Source organism: Pandoraea sp. NPDC087047, from assembly GCF_044745225.1.
In the GTDB taxonomy this organism is placed as follows: Bacteria; Pseudomonadota; Gammaproteobacteria; order Burkholderiales; family Burkholderiaceae; genus Pandoraea.
Genome location: NZ_JBIUZU010000002.1, coordinates 588,421 through 609,415, shown reverse-complemented (window position 1 = coordinate 609,415; position 20,995 = coordinate 588,421). Strand labels below are relative to the sequence as shown.

The window sequence follows — 20,995 nt, the reverse complement described above, 5'->3', positions numbered from 1 at the left end:
GAGCGCACACCCATGCGATTCGCTGTGGCCGGCATCATCCACGAAACCAATACCTACGCTGCGGAGTTCTCCGGTCGCACGCCGCTTCGCGCCTTCGAACAGTACTGGGGGGAGAGTATTCCGAAGGTATTCGAGAACTCGAATCATCAGGTCGGAGGATTCATCGAAGGCGCCCGGCGTGTCGGTGCCACGCTCGAATATGCGTTGATCGGACAGGCAACGCCGTCGGGCACCATCGAAGCGAGCGCCTACGAATCGATGAAGCGGGAGATTCTCGACGGCATTCGCGCCAACCTTCCGGTTGACGGGGTCTTGCTGGCGCTCCACGGCGCGGGCGTTGCCGACGGTACCGAGGATATCGAGGGGGATCTGGCCGCCGCCGTGCGAGACCTCGTCGGTGCGGATGTCCCGATTGCGGCGGTCTACGACCTGCATGGCAATTTCACCGAAGCGATGCGTCTCGCGTGCGACATCACGCTGCCGTGCAAGCTGTACCCGCATACGGACTTCTTTGACCGAGGGGTCGAAGCCGTCGACTTATTGGTGCAGATGCTCGACGGGCGTCTGACGCCGGTCACCGCCGTGCGTTACCTGCCGATGCTGCCCTATATCGTTACCACGCAAGACGGATTCACGCCGGCGCTGGTCAACGAACTTTGCGCACGACTCGTTGCACAACACAACGTTATCGATTGCTCATGGTTCCACGGCTTCCCGTATGCGGACATCGCCGCGCCGTGCCCCTGCGTCGTATGCACGACAAACGCAGACCCGGCGTTGGCGCAAAAGCTGGCGGACGAAGTCGCCGACTGGATCTGGAATCATCGCGAGTCGTTTCGTCCCTCGTTTCCCTCGCCGGAGGACGGCGTAGCCGCTGCGCTGGCTGCGCAGGAAGGCCCCATCGTCGTGAACGAGTACGCCGATAACCCCGGCGGCGGAACGCCGGGCGATGGCACGCACCTTCTGCGCGCACTATTGCTGGCGCGGCCTGAACCGGGGACGACGTGTTTCGCGTCCATCAACGACGCTCAGGTGGTGGCGCAAGCGCAAGCCGCTGGCGTGGGCGCGACGATTCGCGTGTCGTTGGGCGGGAAGCTCGGGCGCTATCAAGGGCAGCCCATCGAAGCGGCCGCCTATGTGAAGTCGATCACGGATGGGAAGTTCGTGAATCGTCCGGGGGCGATGTTCGCCGGGGTGCACTTCGATTTGGGCGCGATGTGCCGGCTCGTCATTGAGGGCGTGGACGTCATTGTCGCGTCGCGCGCCGAGCAAATCTACGATGTCGAGCCGTTTGCCATGCACGGCCTCGACGTCAGCGGGCACCGGATGATTGCATTGAAGGGGGCGAATCATTTTCGCGCCTACTACCGCCATCTGGCCAAGCAGATCATTTCGGTCGACAGTGTGGGGCTGAGTACGGCCGATATCACCTCGTTTGCGCGTGACCGGCTGAAGGGCACTTACTGGCCGCTTTCGGACAAGGCGCAGTTCCCGCCGATTTCGTGAGCGCGACAGAGATGCTCAAATGCAAAAGCCCCGCTTCAGGCGGGGCTTTTGACATATCGCTGGAGGCAAAGCGTTGTTAGTGCGGGCGCCCTCCGATCAATCGCAACCCGCTCGCCAGACATCCCGCCGCGGAGAACAGCGCGCCCCAGGCGAGCGCCCACGTCGAGCCGTGCGTGCCGAACAGGCCCAGTGCGAGCGCGACGAGCGCGGCGCCGGTCGCCTGACCCAACAAGCGCGACGTTCCGACCATGCCGCTGGCGCCGCCGCTGCGCTCCGGTGGGGCGCTATGCATGAACGCCTTCAGATTCGGTGACTGGAAGAAACCGAAGCCCAGACCGCATAAGGCCATGCGCCAACCGATGTCCCATAACTGCGCGTGCTCCGGCATGATCGCCAGCAGCGCCATGCCCGCGCTGAGCATCGCCAGACCGATCGCACCCAGCGCGCCGGGCGCATAGCGGTCGGAGAGACGTCCGGCCAACGGGGCAATCGCCGCCACGAAAAACGGCCACGGCGTCATCAGAAAACCGGTTTCGATGGGGCTGCGATGCAGCACGTTCTCGAAATAGAACGGCAGCGAAACCAGTCCCAGCCCCTGTGTCGCAAACGCGCAAATGGCCGTCAGTGTCGACAACGCAAATGCTGGCAGACGCAGCAGATCGACCGGCAGCATCGGCGCACGATGACCGCGTTCGCGTCGAATCAGCGCCCATCCGAATCCCAGTGCGCCAACGAAACACGCCAGCGTCAGATGCCAGTCGGCTTGCTGCGCGCTTTGGCTGAGTGCGAAGATCAGCAGCGAGAACGTTGCCACGTTGAGCAGCGCAGCGATCATGTCCGGCTTGTGCTCGCTGCGCGGCGTATCCGGCAGGTTGCGACGCGAGAACGCCAGTGCCAGCAGCCCCGTCGGCACGTTGATCAGAAACAGCCACGGCCAGCTCGCAAACGCGAGCACCAGCGACGCCACCGTCGGCCCGATGGCAAACGAAATGCCGACGATCAGGGCGTTCAGCCCCATGCCGCGTCCCAACTGACTTGCGGGATACAGAAAGCGAATCAGCGCGATGTTCACGCTCATCACCGCCGCCGCGCCCACGCCTTGCAGCACACGGGCGCTCGCCAGAAAGCCGAGCGTCGGTGACAGGGCGCACAGCAGCGACGCCACCAGAAACACGGCCACACCGGACGTGAATACGCGCTTGTGCCCGACGCGCTCGCCAAGCGATGCAAACGGCAGCAACGTCGCCACCATCGCCAATTGATAGGCGTTCACGATCCACACCGACGCCGAGGGCGACGTATGCAGATCGAGCGCCATTTGCGGCAGTGCCGTGTTGGCGATGGCGGTATCGAGACTGGCGAGCGAGACGGAGAGCAGGATCGCCGTCATGGCGAGGCCGCGCCCGGCGGCGGGCGGCTCGTGCAGTTGCGCCGCAGCAGGGGCGCTTACCGTCGCGGTGTCGGCGGTCGGGGGGAGCGACGACATGACGGATCAGCCCTCGGCAAGAATCTGACGGATCGCCTGCTCGAAGACCTCCGGCGGTTGGCCGCCGCTCACGAGATGCCGGTTATTGAAAATGACGGCAGGCACCGAACTGATGCCGAGATTCTGGTAGTGACGCTCAAGCGCGCGCACCTGATCGGCGTACTCGTCCGAGGCGAGAATCTCGCGTGCACGGGCCGTATCGAGGCCGGCCTGCTGGGCGGCGTCGACCAGCACTTCCGGATCGCTCGTGCGCTTGCCGTCGACGAAGTAGGCGCGAAAGAGCGCTTCCTTGAGGGCGAGTTGCTTGTCGAGGCCGGCCGTCTGTGCCCAATGGAGCAGACGATGCGCATCGAACGTGTTGTAAGCGTGCGTGCGCAGATCCATGCGCATTGGGAAACCTTCGGCCGCAGCGCGTGCACTGATGTTCGCCTGATTCTGCGCAAGCTGCTCGGGCGAGAGTCCGTATTTGCGCGACATATAGTCGGCAAGCGGCACGCCGTCTACCGGCATATCGGGATTGAGCTCGAAGGGGCTGAAATGCAGGTCGGCGTCGACCTCGTTGCCCAGACGGCCGAGTGCCGTCTTCAATGAGGCGAGGCCGATGGCGCACCAGGGACAGGCGACATCGGAAACAAAGTCAATCTTGAGTGTGGCGGGCATGATCTGACGGCGCCCAAGCGGCGCGTGCAATGAAAAACGCGTCGCCTTGCGCGACGCAACACGGCAATCGTCGCACAAATCGGGCAATCTCGCCGAATCCCGTCGTCATCGCCGCTTGCGCCTTTGGCCACGCCGTATTCGGCGAAAAGGGGAGGGGGATATCGATATCGTTTCGTGTTTTATTCGTCGAAATACTGGTTTCGGCACATGAATCTTCCATGGCTTCGACGACTGTCGACCACGGCAATGCGATATCGTGTGGGGCGCCGATCCCGGTCCCGATGGTTCCCCCCGATTTCGAAGGAGTTGGTTATGGTCACGCTGTGCGCAGCCGATCTCGTCACGTCGCTCAAGCTCTTGCCGCACCCGGAGGGTGGGCATTATCGCGAGACGTATCGCGCATCGGGAGAGATCGATGCCAAGGCGTTGCCGGACGGTTTTACCGGCCCGCGCAGCATTTCCACCGCGATCCTTTATCTGCTCGAAGCGGACGATTTTTCCGCATTCCATCGAATTCGCAGCGACGAAGTCTGGCATTTTCACCTCGGCGGCACGCTCTTGATTCATGAGATCGATCCGTCGGGCAAGCTGACGACGACCGCTCTCGGACACGACGTCGCGGGCGCAGAGCAGCTTCAGCATGTCGTTGCCGCCGGGCATTGGTTCGCGGCCCAGCCCGCACCGTCGACGCGTTACTCGCTGGCCGGGTGCACCGTGGCGCCGGGCTTTGCCTTCGAGGACTTCGAGATGGCCGATCCGGCGGCGCTTGCCGCGCAATGGCCCGCGCATGCCGATCTGATCACGCGCCTCGGACGCCAAACGCCGGCCTGAACGCGAGCGTCTCGAACGCGACGGCCAACACGCGCGGGCAGAGTGCGTTAGCATCGGCCATACCGCTTACCCGCTTACCCGCTTACCCGCACAACCGCTTAATTGCTGGTTTCCCGCCCCATGTCCAACGACGTTCATTTCTACGACCCGGCGAAGGGTCACGGTCTGTCCCACGATCCCTTCAAGGCCATTGTTGCGCCGCGCGTGATCGGCTGGATCTCGAGTCGTGATACGGCCGGGCGCGTCAACCTCGCGCCGTACAGCTTCTTCGGGGCGTTTGCGACTTTCCCGCCGATCATCGGTTTTTGCAGCGAAGGGTTCAAGGACTCCATTGCCAACATCGAAGCCACGCGTGAGTTCGTCTGGAACCTGACCAGCAAGTCGCTCGTAGGGCAGATGAACCAGACATCGGCGTCGGTGCCGCACGCGGTCGACGAGTTCGAACTGGCCGGGCTGACCAAGGCGCCGGGCGTCAATGTCGACGTGCCCCACGTGGCGGAGTCGCCCGCGTCGCTTGAATGCAAGCTGCTGCAAATCGTGCGTCTGCAGAATCTCGACGGCAAGCCGATGGACAACTGGCTCGCGCTGGGGCAGGTGGTCGGGGTGCACATCCGCCGGGAGTTTCTGCGTGAGGATGGCATCTTCGATACCGCGAAGGCGCATCCGGTGATGCGCGCAGGCTATCTCGGCGACTATGCCGAGATCGGTCCGATGTTCGACCTGCGTCGCCCGAAGGTCTGATCAACGCCGACGTCCTTCCTCAAACTCCACAGCGTGTCGTCTTGCCTTTCGTGCGAGGTGTAGCCAGTCGCTACGCCTCGCATTGACTGCAAATTCCGCAATGCGTTATTGACGAATTTGACGTATGCGCCAGTTGACTTTGTCATGCGTGAGCGGAATCAGGCTGCGACGCTTTGTCACATAAGGGCGCCGGTGCTGCTTCAACTGCCGACCGGCCGGACGGATTATGAATCCGCAATGATTTGTAAAATTTGCTGCGATGCAAAATGTTTTCGAGACGCGTATGCTTGCCACCTTCGTTGACGCCCCTGCGCCTGGCGTCCCTTCCCGCAGGCATTGAATTGCCTTGATTTGCGCGTTTCGCCTGCGCGACACGTGCGGGGCCGGATCATCCCTGGTTGCGTCAACGTAGCGCGTTTGCGCGCGTTTTTTGTTGCGGCACACCAGGACCCTCCATGTTTCCCATCCTGTCCCTCCTGATCTGGCTTCCTATCGTGGCTGGCGCGCTCGTCATGCTGCTGGGCCAGGATCGTTATCCCAATACCGTTCGTTGGGCATCGCTGGCCGCCGCCGTCATTTCGGCTGCACCGATCGTGCCGCTGGTGCATGGTTTCCGCACGAGCGTCTCCAGTCTCCAGTTCGTGGAGCGTTTTCGCTGGATCGAATCGTTCGACGCCTCGTGGCACGTAGGCATCGACGGCATTTCGCTGTGGCTCGTGGCGCTCACCGGCGTGACCACGATCATCGTGGTGCTGGCCTCGTGGCGCGCCGTGACGACGCGCATGAGTTCGTACTTCGGTAGCTTCCTCATCCTCTCCGGTCTGATGCAAGGGGTGTTCTGCGCGCAGGACGGCATGCTCTTCTTCGTGTTCTTCGAAGCGACGCTGCTGCCGCTGTATCTGCTCATCGGTGTGTACGGCCGGGCGAATCGCTCGCACGCGGCGGTGAAGTTCTTCTTCTTCTCGCTGACCGGTTCGCTGATGATGCTGGTGGCGATGCTCTATCTGTATATGCAGACGCAGAGCTTCGACATGGCGCGCTGGCAGGCGCTGCACTTGCCGCTGGCGGTGCAGGTCATGCTGTTCTTCGGTTTTCTCGCCGCGTTCTCGGTCAAGGTGCCGATGTGGCCGGTGCATACGTGGCTGCCGGAAGTGCACCTCGACGGTCCGACGGGGGCCGCGGTCATGCTCGGCATGCTGAAGCTGGGGGGCTACGGTCTGCTGCGCTTCAATCTGCCGCTGCTGCCGGATGCGAGCCATTTCCTCGCGCCGCTGATGGTGGTCTTGTCGCTCATCGCCGTGATCTACGCGAGCCTGGTGGCGCTGGTGCAAACCGATCTGCGCAAGCTGCTGGCGTACTCGGCGATCGCTCACATGGGGCTGGTGACGCTCGGTCTGTTCCTCTTCTCGGAGATGGGCACCGACGGCGCCGTGATGCAGATGATTTCGTACGGCATTGTCTCGGGCGCGATGCTGCTGTGCACGGGCATGCTGTATGACCGCACCGGCAGCGCGTCGATCGATGCATATGGCGGTGTGGCCGCCACGATGCCGCGCTTTGCCGCGTTCGCAATGCTGTTCTCGATGGCGAACGTCGGGATGCCGGGCACCTCGGGCTTCGTTGGCGAGTTTCTCGTGCTGATGGGCGCGATCAAGGTCAACTTCTGGATTGGCACGCTGGCCTCGCTCACGCTGGTGCTGAGCGCCGCTTACACGCTGTGGATGTACAAGCGCGTGATTTTCGGACGCGTGGGCAATGCTCGTGTGGCGTCGCTCAAGGACTTGAGCCGTCGCGAGTTCGCGCTGCTCGGCGCGATGGCGGTGATGATCCTCGGTATCGGCCTCGACCCGAAGCCGCTGACCGACGGTATCGACGCCACGGCAATCCAGGTGGTGCAGGACATCGAAAACCATCGTCTGCCGGCCGGCGACCCGGGCAGCAGCGAGATGGCAGGGCGTCGTCATGGCGACGCCGCCGGACACGCCGCAGTGACGGTGAAGGGCACCCGCCCGGATGCTTGATTTCGCGTGATTCGTCTCGGCCGCTGACCGAGCAAGCCGAACCCAAAAAAACGGGCGCTGCGAAGCGCCCGTTTTTGCTTGCCACAATTCCTTAACGATCCCTCGCCAGAATCACCCTCAAGCCACGCCAGTGGCATTTGGCGCTGGCTGTCGCCGGCTACGTGCAGCGCTACCTCGTGCATGGGTTTTCCGGCGGCCTTAAGTGAGATCAAACGCGTGAGATCAAACGATTGCGTGAGCTGACCGGCCGGTGCGATCAGGCGCAACTTTTCCGTACCACGCCTGTTACCGGCACGATTTGCGTGCGCGAGGCGCCGGAGAACGCGTTCATACGGTCGATGAGCAGCGCGGTCGCGGTGTTCGCCAAGGCGTGGGTGTCCTGCGCGATGGTGGTGAGTTGATAGTTCTCGTAGCTGGCGGCAGGAATGTCGACGAAGCCCAGCGCCAGCAGGTCGGACGAACAGAACACGCCGTCGGGGCGCGCGCTCTGGGCTAGCAGTGCATGGGCGGCGTCGACGCCGCATTCGTAGGTGTCGCCCGGCGTGCTGTGCGTCTGGACCGGATGTGCCAGTGCGCTGCGTCGGACGGCACGCAGGAAGCCGGTGCAACGGGCTTTGCCGTTGTAACTGGGCTTGGTCGGACCGACAAAGGCGAGTCGTGTCGCGCCTGCCTCGATCAGCATATCGGCGGCCAGCGCGGCACCCGCAGCGTTGTCGCTGACGGTGACATCCGCGCCCGGTAGGTCCGACGCGCGGTTGATCATCACCACGGGAATCTCGCCTTCGAGGTACTGGCGGGCGAGGCCGAGCGGGGGAGAGGCGGACGTCATGATGATGCCGCCGATCCGGTAGCTCAACAGCATGTCGAGCGACTGCTGGATCTGCACCGGGTCCTGCGCGTTCACCACGATGGGGGTGAGCTGGCGACGACCGAGCGCGGCGATGATCTGGGAGAGTAGTTTCGCGCGAAACGGGTTTTCGAATCCGGCAGTCACCACGCCGACCATGCTGCTGCGCTGCATGATCATTTCCCGTGCGATCAGGTTGACCTGGTAGCCCAGGGTGCGCGCGGCGTCCATCACGCGCTCGCGTGTCTCGGGCGCGATGCTGGCTGTCGGCGTGAAAGCGCGCGATACGGCAGAACGCGATACACCGGCGAGGCGGGCAACTTCGGCGGCGGTGACCCAGGACGTTTGTTTCTTCGGCATGAAGTGACGAGTGAGGGAATGCAAAACTTGCTTCGTGCAGCCTGCCCGATCAAGAGGGCAAGACGATGACTGCCGATCAATATACAACGTTGCCCCGGATTTTCGGGCCACGCAGGCGAGGCTCCCCTATGTCTGTTGAACCTGTCGATATGGCGGCTACGACTGATATGGCCGCTGCAACGATGGCGAACTGGATGTCGGATGTGTGCGGATTAACGCCATTGCATCGCCTGACCCTGCCGGGCAGCCACGACACTTGCGCCTACACCGTCGAGGACTCGTTGGCGAAGACACAGAACGCGAGCCTTGCCGTTCAGTTGGCACGTGGCGTGCGGGTGCTCGACATTCGCTGTCGCCACGCGGGCGATGTCTTCCACATCAATCATCAACGCATTGCGCTGGGGTTGATGTTCGACGATGTCATTGCGACTTGCGCTGCGTTCTTTGCACAGCACCCGGGCGAGTGCATTGTGATGTCGGTCAAGGACGAATGCGGCGACGAGAATGGCACGCGCAGTTTTGCACAGACATTCATGTCATACGTCGAGCGGTATGCGGAGCACGTCGACTGGTATCTCGGCGATACGATTCCACGCCTGGGCGACGTGCGCGGCGCGATTGTGCTGTTGCGACGCTTCGCAAGCGACGCGCCCATGGGAATCGATTTGTCGGCGTGGCCCGATAACGCCACGTTCGACATCGATCGGCCGGGGGCGTGCTTTGCGATTCAGGACGAATATCGCGTGCCGGTGGAGGCATCGATCGATTACAAGTTAGGAAGGATCGAGGCGCTCCTCGCTCGCACGGGGCACTTGACGGGCGAGCGCTGGGTCGTCAATTTTTGCAGCGGTACCGGGATGGGGGCGAATCCCCGCCGGGTCGCTTGCGGGGGTGTTCGGCCCGATCGGCGCGGTATCAACGACATGATGGTCGAGCGTCTGGCGACGCACGACGGCGCGTGCGGCACGGTGATGCTCGACTTCTGCGAGCACGCCGACTGGGCGCTGGTTCGCGAGTTGGAGGCGCGCAACGCAGTGATGCATCGCTCGGAGGCGCGTTGCTGAAAATCGCACAGCACGCCAGCAGATTGGTCGATTTGCAGCAAGTCTGAACCGGTGTTGTTGCCTAATCCTGTGCGTCAAGTTGCCTGGAGATGCATTGGATTTCTGGAAATGTCTTTGTTTAACAAAGGCTTGGGCTACATGCGAAGTATGAATATGCATACCATTTTTGCTTGGTAGCCGGGGCCGGGGAGCGAGGTTTTAATAGGCTCTCGGGCACACGCGATCCAGATTTCAAGGAATTCTCGCTATGCCGTTTGCGGGACATTTTCTTGATCGGATCATGAACACCAAAAGACTGAAGCGTGCATTTCTCGGGGCTGTCGTTGCGCTGACTTTCGTTTCGGGCGTCGCGAGCGCCGATGCCGAGCCGCTACGTATCGGTACCAATCCGGGCATGCTGGGGGACACCCTCGAGGTGGCCGCGCAGGAGGCAAGGAAGCAGGGGCTCGACGTTCGCGTGGTGGAAATCACGGACTGGACGACGCCCAACGTGGCGCTCGCCTCCGGGGATCTCGACCTCAACTATTTTCAGCACGCGGCTTTTCTCGGCAATGAAATCCGCGAGCGCGGCTACAAGTTCGTCAAGGCAGGTGTCGGCGTTCTGCCGAACATCGGCCTGTTTTCATCGAGAATCAAACACCTCTCCGAGCTGAAGAACGGCGCCACGATCGCCGTTGCCAGCGATCCCGTCAACGAAGGGCGCGGCATTCTGCTTGCCGCGCAAGCGGGGCTCATTACGCTCAAGCCCGGTGTCGGCAGCCACGCCACGCTCGCCGATATCACCGGCAATCCTAAGCATCTCAAGTTCAAGGAAGTCGAGGGCCCGCAACTGGTGCGCGCACTCGACGATGTCGATGTCGCGCAAGGCTACCCGGCGCGCTTCGTCGCGGCAGGGCGGCCCGATATCGCCAAAAGCGGATTGCAGTATTCGACGACGGACGATCTGCAATACGCCATTCTCTTCGTTGCGCGCGCCGATAACGCGAGCGATCCGCGCATCCGTCAGTTCATCAGAATCTATCAAGAATCGCCCGCCGTGCTCGCCAGGATCGACGAATCCTATGTCGGCGATAAACGGCTCTACAGCCTGCCCTGGTTGAAGAAGTGAGCGATCTGTCGTTGTTCTTTTCCACTCGCCACCCGTTCCCGGAGTCACTCATGAAGCTTTCCCGCTTTTTCATCGTTCCTTTGGCTGTCCTCGCCATGGCCAATGCTCACGCGGCAGACAAGTTGCGCATCGGCGTGATGGCCGGCGCCTACGGCGACTCGATTGCCGTTGCCGCGAAGGAGGCCAGGAAGCAGGGCATCGACGTGGACGTGGTCGAGTTCACCGATTGGACCACGCCGAACATCGCGGTCGATTCAGGCGATCTGGACATCAACTATTTCCAGCACCAGCCGTTCCTCGATAACGCAATCCAGAAGAACGGTTTCAAGCTCGCCAGTGCGGGCACCGGCATTCTCGCGAACGTGGGGCTGTATTCGCTCAAGCACAAGACGGTCGCCGACGTGCCGCAGCGCGGCACCGTGGGGATCGCCAACGACCCGGTCAATCAGGGACGCGGCCTGTTGCTGCTGCAAAAGGTGGGGCTCATCAAGCTCAAGAACGGTGTCGGTTTCCTCGGCACGCTCAATGACATCGTCGACAACCCCAAGAAGCTGCGTTTCGTGGAAGTCGAAGGCCCGCAACTGGTGCGTATTACCGGCGACGTCGATATCGCCCAGGGGTATCCGCACTTCATCGTCTCCGCCAAAGCTTTCGATCCGTCGAGCGGGCTGGCTTACTCGGGCATCGAAGATGCGCGTTTCGCGATTCAGTTCGTGGTGAAGGCGAACCGTACGCAGGATCCGGTGGTGCAGAAGTTCATCCGCATCTATCAGAACTCCGATGCCGTGAAGACCGCAGTGCTCCACGCATTCAACGACGACAAGCGTCTCTACACGCTGGCCTGGGTGAAGTAACGACGCCCGCCGCAACGAAAGGAGTTTCCCCATGGGAGTAACCGTCGCAGCAAGGCAATCGCTGGCGGGGCAGGGCCCGGCGGGCGCCGCGGCCGGCCAGTTCGCGCCGGGCATTGCCACACGTGCACGCGTGCAGGCCCAACCGGGCGAGAAAGGCACGGTGACGTTTCGTGACGTGACGAAGACATACCTGTCGTCGGCAGGGCCCGTGCCGGCGCTCGACGCCATCAGTCTGGAGATCGCGCCGGGCAGCATTTTCGGGATCATCGGCCGTAGCGGTGCAGGCAAGTCGAGTCTGCTGCGCACGGTCAACCGGCTGGAGCGGCCGACGTCCGGTGAGGTGCTGGTCGACGGCGTCGACATCGCCACGCTGGACGACGCAGGACTGGTCGGCCTGCGCCGCCGTATCGGCATGATCTTCCAGCACTTCAACCTGCTGTCGGCGAAAACCGTGTTCGAGAACATTGCGTTGCCGCTGAGGGTAGCCGGGGTGCCGAGGACGCAGGTCGACGCCAGGGTGCGCGAATTGCTGGCGCTGGTCGGGCTGACGGAGAAAGCCGGTACCTATCCGGGGCGGCTGTCGGGCGGGCAGAAACAACGCGTGGGGATTGCGCGTGCGCTGGCGACGGGGCCTGAAATTCTCCTTTGCGACGAAGCGACCTCCGCGCTCGATCCCGAGACGACGCAAGCCATTCTGCGTTTGCTGCGCGACATCAATCGCCAGCTCGGGATCACGGTCATTCTCATCACCCATGAAATGAGCGTCATTCGCGAGATCGCGGATCGGGTGCTGGTGCTGGAGCAGGGACGCATCGCCGAGTTGGGCGAAGTCTGGCAAGTGTTCGGCTCGCCCCGGCACGATGCAACGCGGGCGCTGCTCGCGCCGTTGCAGCACGGGCTTCCGGACGATCTGCAAGCGGCACTGCTCGCCGAGCGGCCCGCAGGCCCGCACGCGCAGATCGTGCAACTGACCTATCGCGGGGCAGACGGCCTGGAGCCCGACTTCCCGCGCATTGCCAGTGCGCTGGGCGGGGATATCCGGCTCGTGCACGGCGGGGTGGACCGCATTCAGGGGCACGCGCAGGGGCAGTTGCTGCTCGCGCTCAAGGGGGCGGCAGTCGAGCCCGATGGGGCAACGCTAACGCAGGGCCCTGGGGCCATTGCACATGACATCAAGGTACTCGGCTATGTCGCTGACACTGACCCTCTCCGCTGATCGCTACTGGAACGCGCTGCTCGACACGTTGATGATGGTCGGCGTGTCCGGCGGGATCGCCTTTGCTGCCGGCATTCCGCTCGCGGTGTTGCTGATTGTGACGGCCCCCGGCGGCTTTCTCGCGTGGCCGCGCGTGAACCGTGTGGTCGGTGGCGTCATCAACGGCTTTCGTGCCACGCCCTTTATCGTGCTGCTCGTCGCGCTGATTCCGTTCACACGGTTCATCGCCGGCACGACCATCGGCGTGTGGGCGGCTATCGTGCCCCTGGCAGTCAGCGCGACCCCGTTTTTCGCCCGCATCGTGGAAGTCAGTCTGCGAGAGGTCGACCCCGGCCTGATCGAAGCAGCGCAGGCCATGGGGTGCAAGAAGTGGCACATCGTGCGCCACGTCTATCTTCCCGAAGCGCTGCCCGGTGTGATCGGCGGTTTCACGATCACGTTGGTCGCATTGATCAGCGCATCGGCCATGGCCGGCGCGGTGGGCGCGGGAGGGCTCGGCGATCTGGCCATTCGCTACGGCTATCAGCGCTTCGACACGCAGGTGATGTTGATCGTGATCGCTGTGCTGATCGTGCTCGTGACAGTGGTGCAGGCCATCGGCGACCGATATGTCCATTGGCTGCGCAGCCGCTGATTTCGGCCAATCGACACCATCCATCATCCCTTTCCGATTCACAAACGAGGCACCCCATGAAAAACCTGGAGGCTCAGGCGTCAGTCTTGCCCATCGGGCAGGCGTCTGCTCCCGTGGAGTCCGGGGCGCACGCGCGTCGCATTTTGACGCGTCTGCCGCAAGCTCCCCGGCCTGTGCCGCGCATCGCCAGTGAAGCGCAGGCGTTGCAGATTGCGCAAACGCTGGCGGAATCGTTTCGCACGGGCGCCGCGCAGCGCGACAGCGAACGGCAACTTCCGTGGGACGAGATCGAGCAGTACACCGCGAGCGGGCTGTGGGCGATCACGATTCCCAAGGCCTACGGCGGGCTGGGGGCGTCCTATGAAACGCTCGCGCAGTTGTTCGTCACGATTTGCGCGGCCGATCCGTCGCTGGGGCAGATTCCCCAGAATCACTTTGCCGTTCTGCAGAATCTGCTGGACATGGGCAGCGAGGCGCAACGGCAGCGGTGGTTCGCCGACGTGCTCGCGGGGCAGCGGCTGGGTAACGCCGGACCGGAGCGCAAATCGAAGGCGGCGCATCTCTATGCGGCAACAGCGCGTCTCGCACGCGATGCCGACGGCACACTTCGCGTGAGCGGCACGCGATTCTATTCGACGGGTTCGGCGTTTGCACACTGGGTGCCATTTCGTGCCGTTGACGAGCAGGACCGCGCGGTGCAGGTGTGGGCGCGTCGCGACGCACCGGGCGTGACCGTGTTCGACGACTGGGATGCCTTTGGTCAACGAACCACCGCCAGCGGGGGCGTGACGTTCGATGGTGTCGTCGTGAGCGAGGACGATGTCGTGCCGGTGTGGCGCTACGCGTCGGTCCCGACGTTGTCGGGGCCTGTCTCGCAATTGATTCAGGCCGCCATCGATGCGGGGATTGCCCAAGGCGCATTGCGCGACGCGCTCGATTTCGTGCGCGAGCGCAGCCGCCCGTGGGTCGATGCCGGCGTAGCGAAGGCGAGCGACGATCCCTACATCATCCACGAGATCGGTCAGTTGCAAATCGACGTGGATGCTGCACACGCCGTGTTGCTGGAGACCGCACGCCATCTCGATGCGCTGGCGCGCGAACCGATTGACGAGGTATCGAGTGCGCGTGCCTCGGTGGCTGTTGCGCAAGCCAAGATTCTAACGACGGAAGCGGCACTCAACGCTAGCGAACACTTGTTCGCGCTGGCCGGATCAGCCGCCAGTCGCAGCAAGTACAACCTCGACCGTCACTGGCGCAACGCGCGCGTTCACACGCTGCACGATCCGGTGCGCTGGAAATATCACTTGCTGGGCAATTACGTCCTGAACGGTGCGCTGCCGCAGCGCCACCAGTGGAACTGACCGTCCCCCGGAATTCGTATGACAAATGCATCGACATTGGCGAGTGCTTTCGCCGCCACGCAGCCTGATCCCGCTCCGGCGCCACAACAGCCCGTACCGGTGATCGTCGACGATCGGCAAGCGCTGGAAGTCGCCCGTGAGTTTGCTCGCAGCATTGCTGCCGGTGCGCGCGAGCGTGACCAGTCGCGCGCGCTGCCGTGGCGCGAGGTGACGCAGTTCAGTCAGAGCGGGCTGTGGGGCATTACCGTGCCGAGGGAGTATGGCGGCGCGGAAGTGTCCACGGGAACGCTGACGCAGGTCGTCAGCCTGATCGCCGCCGCTGACGGCAATTTCGGACACATTCCGCAGAATCACTATTACTCGCTCGAAGTGCTGCGCGTGGGCGGCACGTATGAGCAAAAGCGCTTCTTCTACGATCGCGTGCTGCGCGGCGAGCGGCTGGGCAATGCCCTGGCCGAGGTCGGTCATCGCGATTTCAAGCGTCGCACGCAACTGGTGCGCGAGCCAGGCGGGTGGTTCGTCGAGGGCGAGAAGTTCTATTGCACCGGCGCGATCTACGCTCATTGGATTCCCACGCTGGCGCTCGCGCAGGACGGGGAGCAGGCGAGCGCCTATCTCGTTTTCGTGCCGCGCAACGCGCCCGGTGTGACAGTAACCGACGATTGGGACGGTTTCGGGCAGCGCGTGACCGGCAGCGGGTCGGTCAAGTTCACGCGGGTGCGCGTCGAGCCGGAATGGGTGGTGCCGTTTACGGCGTCGTTCGAGCGACCCACGACGATCGGTCCGTTCGCACAGATCATTCACGCCGCGCTGGACGCGGGCATCGGGCATGGCGCGTTGCAGGCGACGTTGCCGTTCATCCGCGAGCACGCGCGGCCGTGGATCGATTCGGGTGCCGCCAGCGCCGCTCAGGACCCTCTGCTGCTCGAACAGGTCGGCAACGTGCACTTGCGCCTGCGCGCGGCAGATGCCCTGATTGCCCGTGCCGCACTGGCCGTCGACGCCGCACAGCGCGAGCAGAACGAAGACAGCGTGGCCGCCGCTTCGGTTGCCGTGGCGCAGGCCAAGGTCCTGAGCACCAGCGCGAGCCTGCTGGCCGGCACCAAGCTCTTCGAGCTCGCCGGCACCGGGGCCACGCTGGCCGGTCAGGGGTATGACCGTTTTTGGCGCAACGCGCGTACGCACACGTTGCATGACCCAGTGCGATGGAAGTACCACGCCGTCGGCAACTATGTGCTCAACGGCGTGCGTCCGCCGCGGCATGGCGCGATCTGACGCGGACACTCCCCATGACACAAGCGAAACGTCACATCCACGTCAATGCGTTCAACATGAATTGCGTGGGCCACATCCATCACGGACTCTGGACACACCCGCGCGACCAGTCCACGCAGTACGGCACGTTGCCGTACTGGACGAACATCGCGCAGGTGCTGGAGCGTGGCCTGTTCGATGGCATCTTCATTGCCGACGTCGTCGGGTATTACGACGTCTATCAAGGCGGCGTGGACCTCACCCTGCGCGAAGGCATTCAACTGCCGGTGAACAACCCGTGGCTGGTCGTGTCGGCCATGGCGGCGGTGACGCAGCACATCGGTTTCGGCCTGACGGCAATGGTGGGCGCCCATCACCCTTACACCTTCGCCCGTGACGTCTCGACGCTCGATCAGCTCACCAACGGCCGCATGGGCTGGAATATCGTCACCGGCTATGTGGATAGCGGCGCGCGTGGGCTCGGACAGGACGGACTGGCGGAGCACGACAGCCGGTATGACCGTGCGGAGGATTTTCTGGTGCTTACCTACAAGCTCTGGGAGGGGAGTTGGGACGATGGCGCCGTGGTCGCGGACAAGGCCAGACGCATTCACACGTTGCCCGAGAGGGTGCGTGCAGTGGTGCACGACGGGCCGTTCTATCGCGCCAACGCGATTCATATGAGCGCCCCGTCGCCGCAGCGCACACCGGTGCTGTTTCAGGCGGGCACGTCGTCGCGCGGGCTGCGTTTTGCCGGTCGGCACGCCGAGGGCGTTTTCATCGGCGCCAGCACGCCGGAGGCGGCGCGTGCGGCGTCGCGCAAGATTCGTCAGGCAGCGGTGGGGGCCGGCCGTCGGCCCGACGACATCAAGATCTACGCGGGTGTGGCCGTCGTGGCCGGGAAGACGCAGGCGGAGGCGAGCGAGAAGTACGCCGAGTACCTCGCGCACGCCAGTCCAGAGAGCGGGCTGGCGCATTTCGCCGCGAGCACGGGCGTGGACTTCGCCCGATACGGGCTCGACGATCCGATTCAGTTCGGCACCGGCAATGCTATTCAATCCGCCACGCAGACCGCACAGCAACAAGGCTGGACGACGCGGCGCAAGTTGCTGGATCAGTTCGCGCTGGGCAGCCGGTATCACACCATCGTGGGCGATGCGGTGCACGTGGCCGACGAGCTTGAGCGATGGATTGACGTCGGCGAGATCGATGGCTTCAACCTGACGCGCATTGTCGTGCCCGAGACCTGGGAAGACTTTGCGAATCTCGTCGTCCCGGAGTTGCAGAGCCGGGGCCGCTATCGCACTCACTACGACGCCGGCACGATGCGCCAGCAACTTTTCGGACGTGGCGATCGTTTGCCCGCGCAGCATGCCGCCGCAAGCTATCGTCAATTTCAAGGACGGGCATGATGATTGAAGCCGTTGATCATGGCCGTTGCCAAGGGGGCGATTTCCTTCGCGTGACGCCATGAAAACCTCGCATTCTTTCTCCCCCTCGCAGCCGTCGGCGGGTAGCCGTTCGCCCTTGCCGAAAGACGGCATCGAGCGCGCCCGGGTGTTGGCGCGTCAATTTGCCGAGACCGCCGTGGCGCGCGATGCGGCAGGCGGCACGCCCAAGGCAGAGCGCGACGCATTGCGTCAGAGCGGTCTGCTGTCGCTCTCCATTCCTGCGGATTACGGCGGTCAGGGCGCGCGATGGAGCGAGACGCTCGAAACCGTGCGCATTTTCGCGCAGACCGACAGTTCGATCGCGCACGTGTACGGGTTTCATCACTTGTTGCTGGCGACGGTGCAATTGTTCTCGCGACCCGCTCAATGGGAGCCCTGGGTCGAGCAGACGGCCAGAAAACACTGGTTCTGGGGCAATGCCCTCAATCCGCTCGACGAGCGCACCACCGTGCGTCGTATCGGTGATTGGTTCGAGTTTTCGGGCAAGAAGAGCTTCTGCTCCGGCGCGCTGGATTCGGAAATGCTGATCGCTTCCGGCAAGGAAGAGATTGGCGGACGGATGCTGATCGCGGCCGTGCCGACGGCGCGTGCGGGCATCACGATCAATAGCGACTGGAATTGCTTCGGTCAGCGGCAGACGGACAGCGGCAGTGCGCTGTTTGAGCGCGTACGCGTCGAGGCCGCCGAGTTGCTGCGCGATCCGGGCCCGCTTTCCACGCCGCGTTCGTCGCTGCGTCCGTTGCTGGCGCAGTTGGTGTTCATCCACATGTTCCTCGGGCTGGCCGAGGGCGCGCTTGCGGATGCCCGGCATTACACCCTGCATGAGGCTCGGCCATGGTTTCGCTCGCCGGCGTCGCGCGCTAGCGAGGACTCCTACACGTTGCGGCATTACGGTGAGTTTCACGTCGCGCTGGAAGGTGCCCGGCTGCTGGCGGGGCGCGCTACGGCGTTGTTCGACGAGGCCTGGCTGGAGGGCGATGCCCTGAGCGCCGATGCGCGCGGACACGTGGCGCTTGCTGTCGCGACGGCCAAGGTGGCGGCCTCGCGTGCGGGGCTCGATGTGGCCAGTCGTGTCTTCGAGACGACGGGCGCGCGTGCCACGCATGGAGCGCTGCGGCTCGATCGGTACTGGCGGAACCTGCGCGTGCAAACGCTGCACGATCCGGTGGACTACAAGCTGCAGGACATCGGCAACTGGGTGCTCAATGCCCAGGTGCCTGTGCCGTCCTTCTATTCATGAGGTGACGCGCGTATGGCAACGCTTCCGGCCTGGCCGCCGTCGTCGTCACAGCCCGGCGATGGCGCTTTGTGCGGCGCCGCCGCTGACTGGATCTTCGCCGATCCGCGCTCGCGGGAACTGTTGGCGGACATCGAGCAAATCGCGCCGAGCGACGCCAGCATTCTGATAGCCGGTGAGACCGGCACGGGCAAGGCGTTGATCGCACGCCATATCCACAGTCGAAGTCTGCGCCATGAGGGACCGTTCGTCGTGGTGAGCTGCGGCGCATTCTCGGAGTCGCTGGTCGACGCGGAACTGTTCGGTTACGAGAACGGTGCGTTTGCCGGCGCGTTCGGCGCGCAACCCGGCTGGTTTGAAGAGGCCAACGGGGGCACCATTTTTCTCGATGAAATCAACGACCTCCCGCTGCCCGTGCAGAACAAGCTGCTGCGCGTGCTGCAGGAGCGCGAGGTGATGCGTCTGGGCGGGCGTAGGCCGATTCCCATCGATCTGCGCATTCTGGCCGCGACTACGGTCGACCTCGAACAACTCGTGGCGGAGAAGCGCTTTCGCAAGGATCTGTACTACCGGTTGAACGTGGTCAGTCTGCATGTGCTCACGCTCAAGGAGCGCCCCGGAGACATTGTGCCGCTCGCCCGCTATTTCATCGACAAGTACAGCCGGCGCCTTGGCTACCCTCGTCTGGAACTGACGCCGGACGCCGAGCAACTGCTGATACAGGCGCCGTGGCACGGCAACGTGCGTGAGCTGGAGAACGTGATCCATCGCACGCTGCTCAGATGCGAGCGTAGTCAGATCGATGCCGCGAGTCTGCGTCTGCCGGCGCCGGCACCTGCGCAGAGCGAAGTCCCCGTGGCGGCGCTGGATGCCGCTAGCGGATCGCCCATGGATTCTCCGTCGCACGACGACATGACGGTGCTTCGTCAGGCCATGCGCCGGCTGTGCGAATCGCAGACCGAGCACCTGCATCAGACGGTGGAAGACTCGCTGCTGTACGAAGCATTTCGTTTCAGCAACTACAGCCAGAGCGAGACGTCGCGCTTGCTCGGTATCAGCCGCAACGTGGTGCGTGCCCGCCTGATCCGGCTGGGAGAGATCGGTGCCCCGCGCAAGACGCCTGGCGGCGCCGACATCGGCAACGACTTTAGGAAAACATCATGAATCCCGACATCTTCTGGTTCTTACCCACTTCGGGCGACACACGCTACCTTGGGAAATCCGATTTCGGACGCCCGGCGACGAACGCCTACATGCGGCAGATTGCGGAGACGGCCGAGCGCCTCGGCTTCGACGGCTTGCTGATTCCCACGGGCAGTTCGTGTCTCGATCCGTGGGTGACGGCGGCGAGTCTCGTGCCGGTCACGCAACGCATTAAGTTGCTGGTTGCGCTTCGCACGTCGCTCGGCAATCCGACGGCATCGGCCCGTCAGGCCGCTACGCTGGATCAGGCATTGGGGGCGGGGCGTTTACTGCTCAACGTGGTGCCCGGCGGCGACGCCACTGAACTGGCCGCAGACGGGGTGTTCTACGCGCACGATGAGCGCTATGCCGCAGGCGACGAATTTCTGAGGATCTGGCGTCGTCTGTTGCAAGGCGAGAAGGTCGACTTCGACGGCCGGCACCTGAAAGTGTCCGGCGCGCAGAACTTCTTCGAGCCCGCCACGCAGCCGTATCCCCCGTTGTACTTTGGCGGCTCGTCGGAGGCGGCACACGAACTGGCGGCCACGCATGTGGACGCCTATCTGACCTGGGGCGAACCGCCGCAGGCCGTGGCGGAGAAGATTGCCGATGTGCGTGCGCGGGCGCAAAAGCGGGGGCGGACGTTGCGATTCGGCGTGCGACTGCATGTCATCGTGCGCGAGACGAGCGAGGAAGCCTGGGCCGACGCCGACCGGTTGATCGGTCATCTGACGGATGACGATATCGCCGCCGCACAGCGCCATTACGCGGGCATGGATTCGGTGGGGCAAGCGCGCATGGCGTCGCTGCATGGCGGTCGTCGCGATCGGTTGGTCGTCGGCCCGAATCTGTGGGCGGGCGTCGGACTCGTGCGGGGTGGGGCGGGCACCGCCCTGGTGGGCAACGCGCAAGAAGTGGCCGAGCGGCTCAAGGAATACCGCGACCTCGGGGTGGATACCTTCGTACTCTCGGGCTACCCGCATCTCGAAGAGGCCATCCGGTTCGCAGAGCTGGTGTTTCCGTTGCTGCCCGGCAAACAGCCGGTGACGTTGCGCGATCGCACGCTCACGGGCGGCGCTTTCGACGTGCGTGCGAGCCGGTGAATCACTGTGCTTTATGGAATGCAGCGAAACTGCTGAAGGTATCGTGAGAGAAGCACTGAGCGACTAAACGACGGCAACG

The 20,995-nt window shown here is 63.6% G+C and carries 18 protein-coding genes; 15 read left to right on the top strand and 3 right to left on the bottom strand.

Going from position 1 to position 20,995, the window contains the following annotated elements; all coding sequences use genetic code 11:
* Positions 1-12: 12 nt before the first annotated feature.
* Positions 13-1,506 carry a M81 family metallopeptidase gene (locus ACIPHM_RS05475; protein WP_400325274.1) on the top strand — a complete coding sequence of 498 codons (1,494 nt, stop codon included), beginning with the start codon at positions 13-15 and terminating at the stop codon, positions 1,504-1,506.
* 76 nt (positions 1,507-1,582) lie between these two features.
* On the opposite strand, the gene ACIPHM_RS05470 is transcribed toward ACIPHM_RS05475, so the two are convergent.
* Positions 1,583-2,992 carry an MFS transporter gene (locus tag ACIPHM_RS05470; protein WP_400325272.1) on the bottom strand — a complete coding sequence of 470 codons (1,410 nt, stop codon included), beginning with the start codon at positions 2,990-2,992 and terminating at the stop codon, positions 1,583-1,585.
* Positions 2,993-2,998: 6 nt separating this feature from the next.
* Entirely contained in the window at positions 2,999-3,652 is a 654-nt protein-coding gene (locus ACIPHM_RS05465) for a DsbA family oxidoreductase (protein ID WP_400325270.1), read from the bottom strand.
* A 312-nt stretch (positions 3,653-3,964) separates the two neighbouring features.
* Here ACIPHM_RS05465 and ACIPHM_RS05460 point away from each other — a divergent pair, with 312 nt between their 5' ends.
* The 3 genes from ACIPHM_RS05460 (at position 3,965) to ACIPHM_RS05450 (ending at position 7,245) form a co-directional block, all read left to right on the top strand.
* Positions 3,965-4,483 carry a cupin domain-containing protein gene (locus ACIPHM_RS05460; protein WP_400325268.1) on the top strand — a complete coding sequence of 173 codons (519 nt, stop codon included), beginning with the start codon at positions 3,965-3,967 and terminating at the stop codon, positions 4,481-4,483.
* Between the two features lie 120 nt (positions 4,484-4,603).
* Complete coding sequence (locus ACIPHM_RS05455) at positions 4,604-5,224, top strand: flavin reductase family protein (protein WP_400325267.1); 621 nt, start codon at positions 4,604-4,606, stop codon at positions 5,222-5,224.
* A 455-nt stretch (positions 5,225-5,679) separates the two neighbouring features.
* Positions 5,680-7,245, top strand: coding sequence for a NuoM family protein (locus ACIPHM_RS05450; protein ID WP_400325265.1), 1,566 nt, complete (start codon positions 5,680-5,682; stop codon positions 7,243-7,245).
* A 256-nt stretch (positions 7,246-7,501) separates the two neighbouring features.
* On the opposite strand, the gene ACIPHM_RS05445 is transcribed toward ACIPHM_RS05450, so the two are convergent.
* Positions 7,502-8,452, bottom strand: a complete 951-nt coding sequence (locus ACIPHM_RS05445; protein WP_400325263.1) for a LacI family DNA-binding transcriptional regulator — start codon at positions 8,450-8,452, stop codon at positions 7,502-7,504.
* 128 nt (positions 8,453-8,580) lie between these two features.
* Here ACIPHM_RS05445 and ACIPHM_RS05440 point away from each other — a divergent pair, with 128 nt between their 5' ends.
* The 11 genes from ACIPHM_RS05440 to ssuD all read left to right on the top strand — a co-directional run bounded on the left by ACIPHM_RS05440 (position 8,581) and on the right by ssuD (position 20,916).
* On the top strand, positions 8,581-9,516 hold the full coding sequence (locus ACIPHM_RS05440) for a phosphatidylinositol-specific phospholipase C (RefSeq protein ID WP_400325261.1): 936 nt from the start codon (positions 8,581-8,583) through the stop codon (positions 9,514-9,516).
* Between the two features lie 280 nt (positions 9,517-9,796).
* Positions 9,797-10,624 (top strand): MetQ/NlpA family ABC transporter substrate-binding protein, encoded by an 828-nt coding sequence (locus ACIPHM_RS05435; protein WP_400325259.1) that lies wholly within the window; start codon positions 9,797-9,799, stop codon positions 10,622-10,624.
* Between the two features lie 50 nt (positions 10,625-10,674).
* The gene (locus ACIPHM_RS05430) at positions 10,675-11,478 is read left to right on the top strand and encodes a MetQ/NlpA family ABC transporter substrate-binding protein (RefSeq protein ID WP_400325257.1); all 804 of its coding nucleotides are present in this window, start codon (positions 10,675-10,677) and stop codon (positions 11,476-11,478) included.
* 31 nt (positions 11,479-11,509) lie between these two features.
* Positions 11,510-12,694, top strand: coding sequence for a methionine ABC transporter ATP-binding protein (locus tag ACIPHM_RS05425; RefSeq protein ID WP_400325255.1), 1,185 nt, complete (start codon positions 11,510-11,512; stop codon positions 12,692-12,694).
* The gene (locus ACIPHM_RS05420) at positions 12,666-13,328 is read left to right on the top strand and encodes a methionine ABC transporter permease (RefSeq protein WP_400325254.1); all 663 of its coding nucleotides are present in this window, start codon (positions 12,666-12,668) and stop codon (positions 13,326-13,328) included. The genes ACIPHM_RS05425 and ACIPHM_RS05420 overlap by 29 nt, the downstream gene beginning before the upstream one ends.
* A 56-nt stretch (positions 13,329-13,384) precedes the next feature.
* A complete protein-coding gene (locus tag ACIPHM_RS05415) occupies positions 13,385-14,689 on the top strand; it encodes an SfnB family sulfur acquisition oxidoreductase (RefSeq protein WP_400325252.1) in 1,305 nt (434 codons plus the stop codon).
* A gap of 18 nt (positions 14,690-14,707) precedes the next feature.
* The gene (locus ACIPHM_RS05410; protein ID WP_400325250.1) at positions 14,708-15,964 is read left to right on the top strand and encodes an SfnB family sulfur acquisition oxidoreductase; all 1,257 of its coding nucleotides are present in this window, start codon (positions 14,708-14,710) and stop codon (positions 15,962-15,964) included.
* 14 nt (positions 15,965-15,978) lie between these two features.
* The gene (locus ACIPHM_RS05405) at positions 15,979-17,355 is read left to right on the top strand and encodes an LLM class flavin-dependent oxidoreductase (RefSeq protein ID WP_400325248.1); all 1,377 of its coding nucleotides are present in this window, start codon (positions 15,979-15,981) and stop codon (positions 17,353-17,355) included.
* Between the two features lie 58 nt (positions 17,356-17,413).
* On the top strand, positions 17,414-18,634 hold the full coding sequence (locus tag ACIPHM_RS05400; RefSeq protein WP_400325246.1) for an acyl-CoA dehydrogenase family protein: 1,221 nt from the start codon (positions 17,414-17,416) through the stop codon (positions 18,632-18,634).
* Positions 18,635-18,646: 12 nt separating this feature from the next.
* A complete protein-coding gene (locus ACIPHM_RS05395) occupies positions 18,647-19,795 on the top strand; it encodes a sigma-54 interaction domain-containing protein (protein WP_400325245.1) in 1,149 nt (382 codons plus the stop codon).
* Positions 19,792-20,916 (top strand): FMNH2-dependent alkanesulfonate monooxygenase, encoded by a 1,125-nt coding sequence (gene ssuD, locus ACIPHM_RS05390; protein WP_400325243.1) that lies wholly within the window; start codon positions 19,792-19,794, stop codon positions 20,914-20,916. Before ACIPHM_RS05395 ends, ssuD begins: the two co-directional genes overlap by 4 nt.
* The last annotated feature ends 79 nt before the right edge of the window (positions 20,917-20,995 follow it).

Bases quoted from the DNA above. Each gene is read 5' to 3' on its own strand.
- ssuD (WP_400325243.1), top strand. From the start codon at position 19,792: ATGAATCCCGACATCTTCTGGTTCTTACCCACTTCGGGCGACACACGC.
- ACIPHM_RS05395 (WP_400325245.1), top strand. From the start codon at position 18,647: ATGGCAACGCTTCCGGCCTGGCCGCCGTCGTCGTCACAGCCCGGCGAT.
- ACIPHM_RS05460 (WP_400325268.1), top strand. From the start codon at position 3,965: ATGGTCACGCTGTGCGCAGCCGATCTCGTCACGTCGCTCAAGCTCTTG.
- ACIPHM_RS05440 (WP_400325261.1), top strand. From the start codon at position 8,581: ATGTCTGTTGAACCTGTCGATATGGCGGCTACGACTGATATGGCCGCT.
- ACIPHM_RS05475 (WP_400325274.1), top strand. From the start codon at position 13: ATGCGATTCGCTGTGGCCGGCATCATCCACGAAACCAATACCTACGCT.
- ACIPHM_RS05420 (WP_400325254.1), top strand. From the start codon at position 12,666: ATGTCGCTGACACTGACCCTCTCCGCTGATCGCTACTGGAACGCGCTG.
- ACIPHM_RS05405 (WP_400325248.1), top strand. From the start codon at position 15,979: ATGACACAAGCGAAACGTCACATCCACGTCAATGCGTTCAACATGAAT.
- ACIPHM_RS05415 (WP_400325252.1), top strand. From the start codon at position 13,385: ATGAAAAACCTGGAGGCTCAGGCGTCAGTCTTGCCCATCGGGCAGGCG.
- ACIPHM_RS05445 (WP_400325263.1), bottom strand. From the start codon at position 8,452: ATGCCGAAGAAACAAACGTCCTGGGTCACCGCCGCCGAAGTTGCCCGC.
- ACIPHM_RS05430 (WP_400325257.1), top strand. From the start codon at position 10,675: ATGAAGCTTTCCCGCTTTTTCATCGTTCCTTTGGCTGTCCTCGCCATG.
- ACIPHM_RS05450 (WP_400325265.1), top strand. From the start codon at position 5,680: ATGTTTCCCATCCTGTCCCTCCTGATCTGGCTTCCTATCGTGGCTGGC.
- ACIPHM_RS05425 (WP_400325255.1), top strand. From the start codon at position 11,510: ATGGGAGTAACCGTCGCAGCAAGGCAATCGCTGGCGGGGCAGGGCCCG.
- ACIPHM_RS05410 (WP_400325250.1), top strand. From the start codon at position 14,708: ATGACAAATGCATCGACATTGGCGAGTGCTTTCGCCGCCACGCAGCCT.
- ACIPHM_RS05455 (WP_400325267.1), top strand. From the start codon at position 4,604: ATGTCCAACGACGTTCATTTCTACGACCCGGCGAAGGGTCACGGTCTG.
- ACIPHM_RS05400 (WP_400325246.1), top strand. From the start codon at position 17,414: ATGAAAACCTCGCATTCTTTCTCCCCCTCGCAGCCGTCGGCGGGTAGC.
- ACIPHM_RS05435 (WP_400325259.1), top strand. From the start codon at position 9,797: ATGAACACCAAAAGACTGAAGCGTGCATTTCTCGGGGCTGTCGTTGCG.
- ACIPHM_RS05470 (WP_400325272.1), bottom strand. From the start codon at position 2,992: ATGTCGTCGCTCCCCCCGACCGCCGACACCGCGACGGTAAGCGCCCCT.
- ACIPHM_RS05465 (WP_400325270.1), bottom strand. From the start codon at position 3,652: ATGCCCGCCACACTCAAGATTGACTTTGTTTCCGATGTCGCCTGTCCC.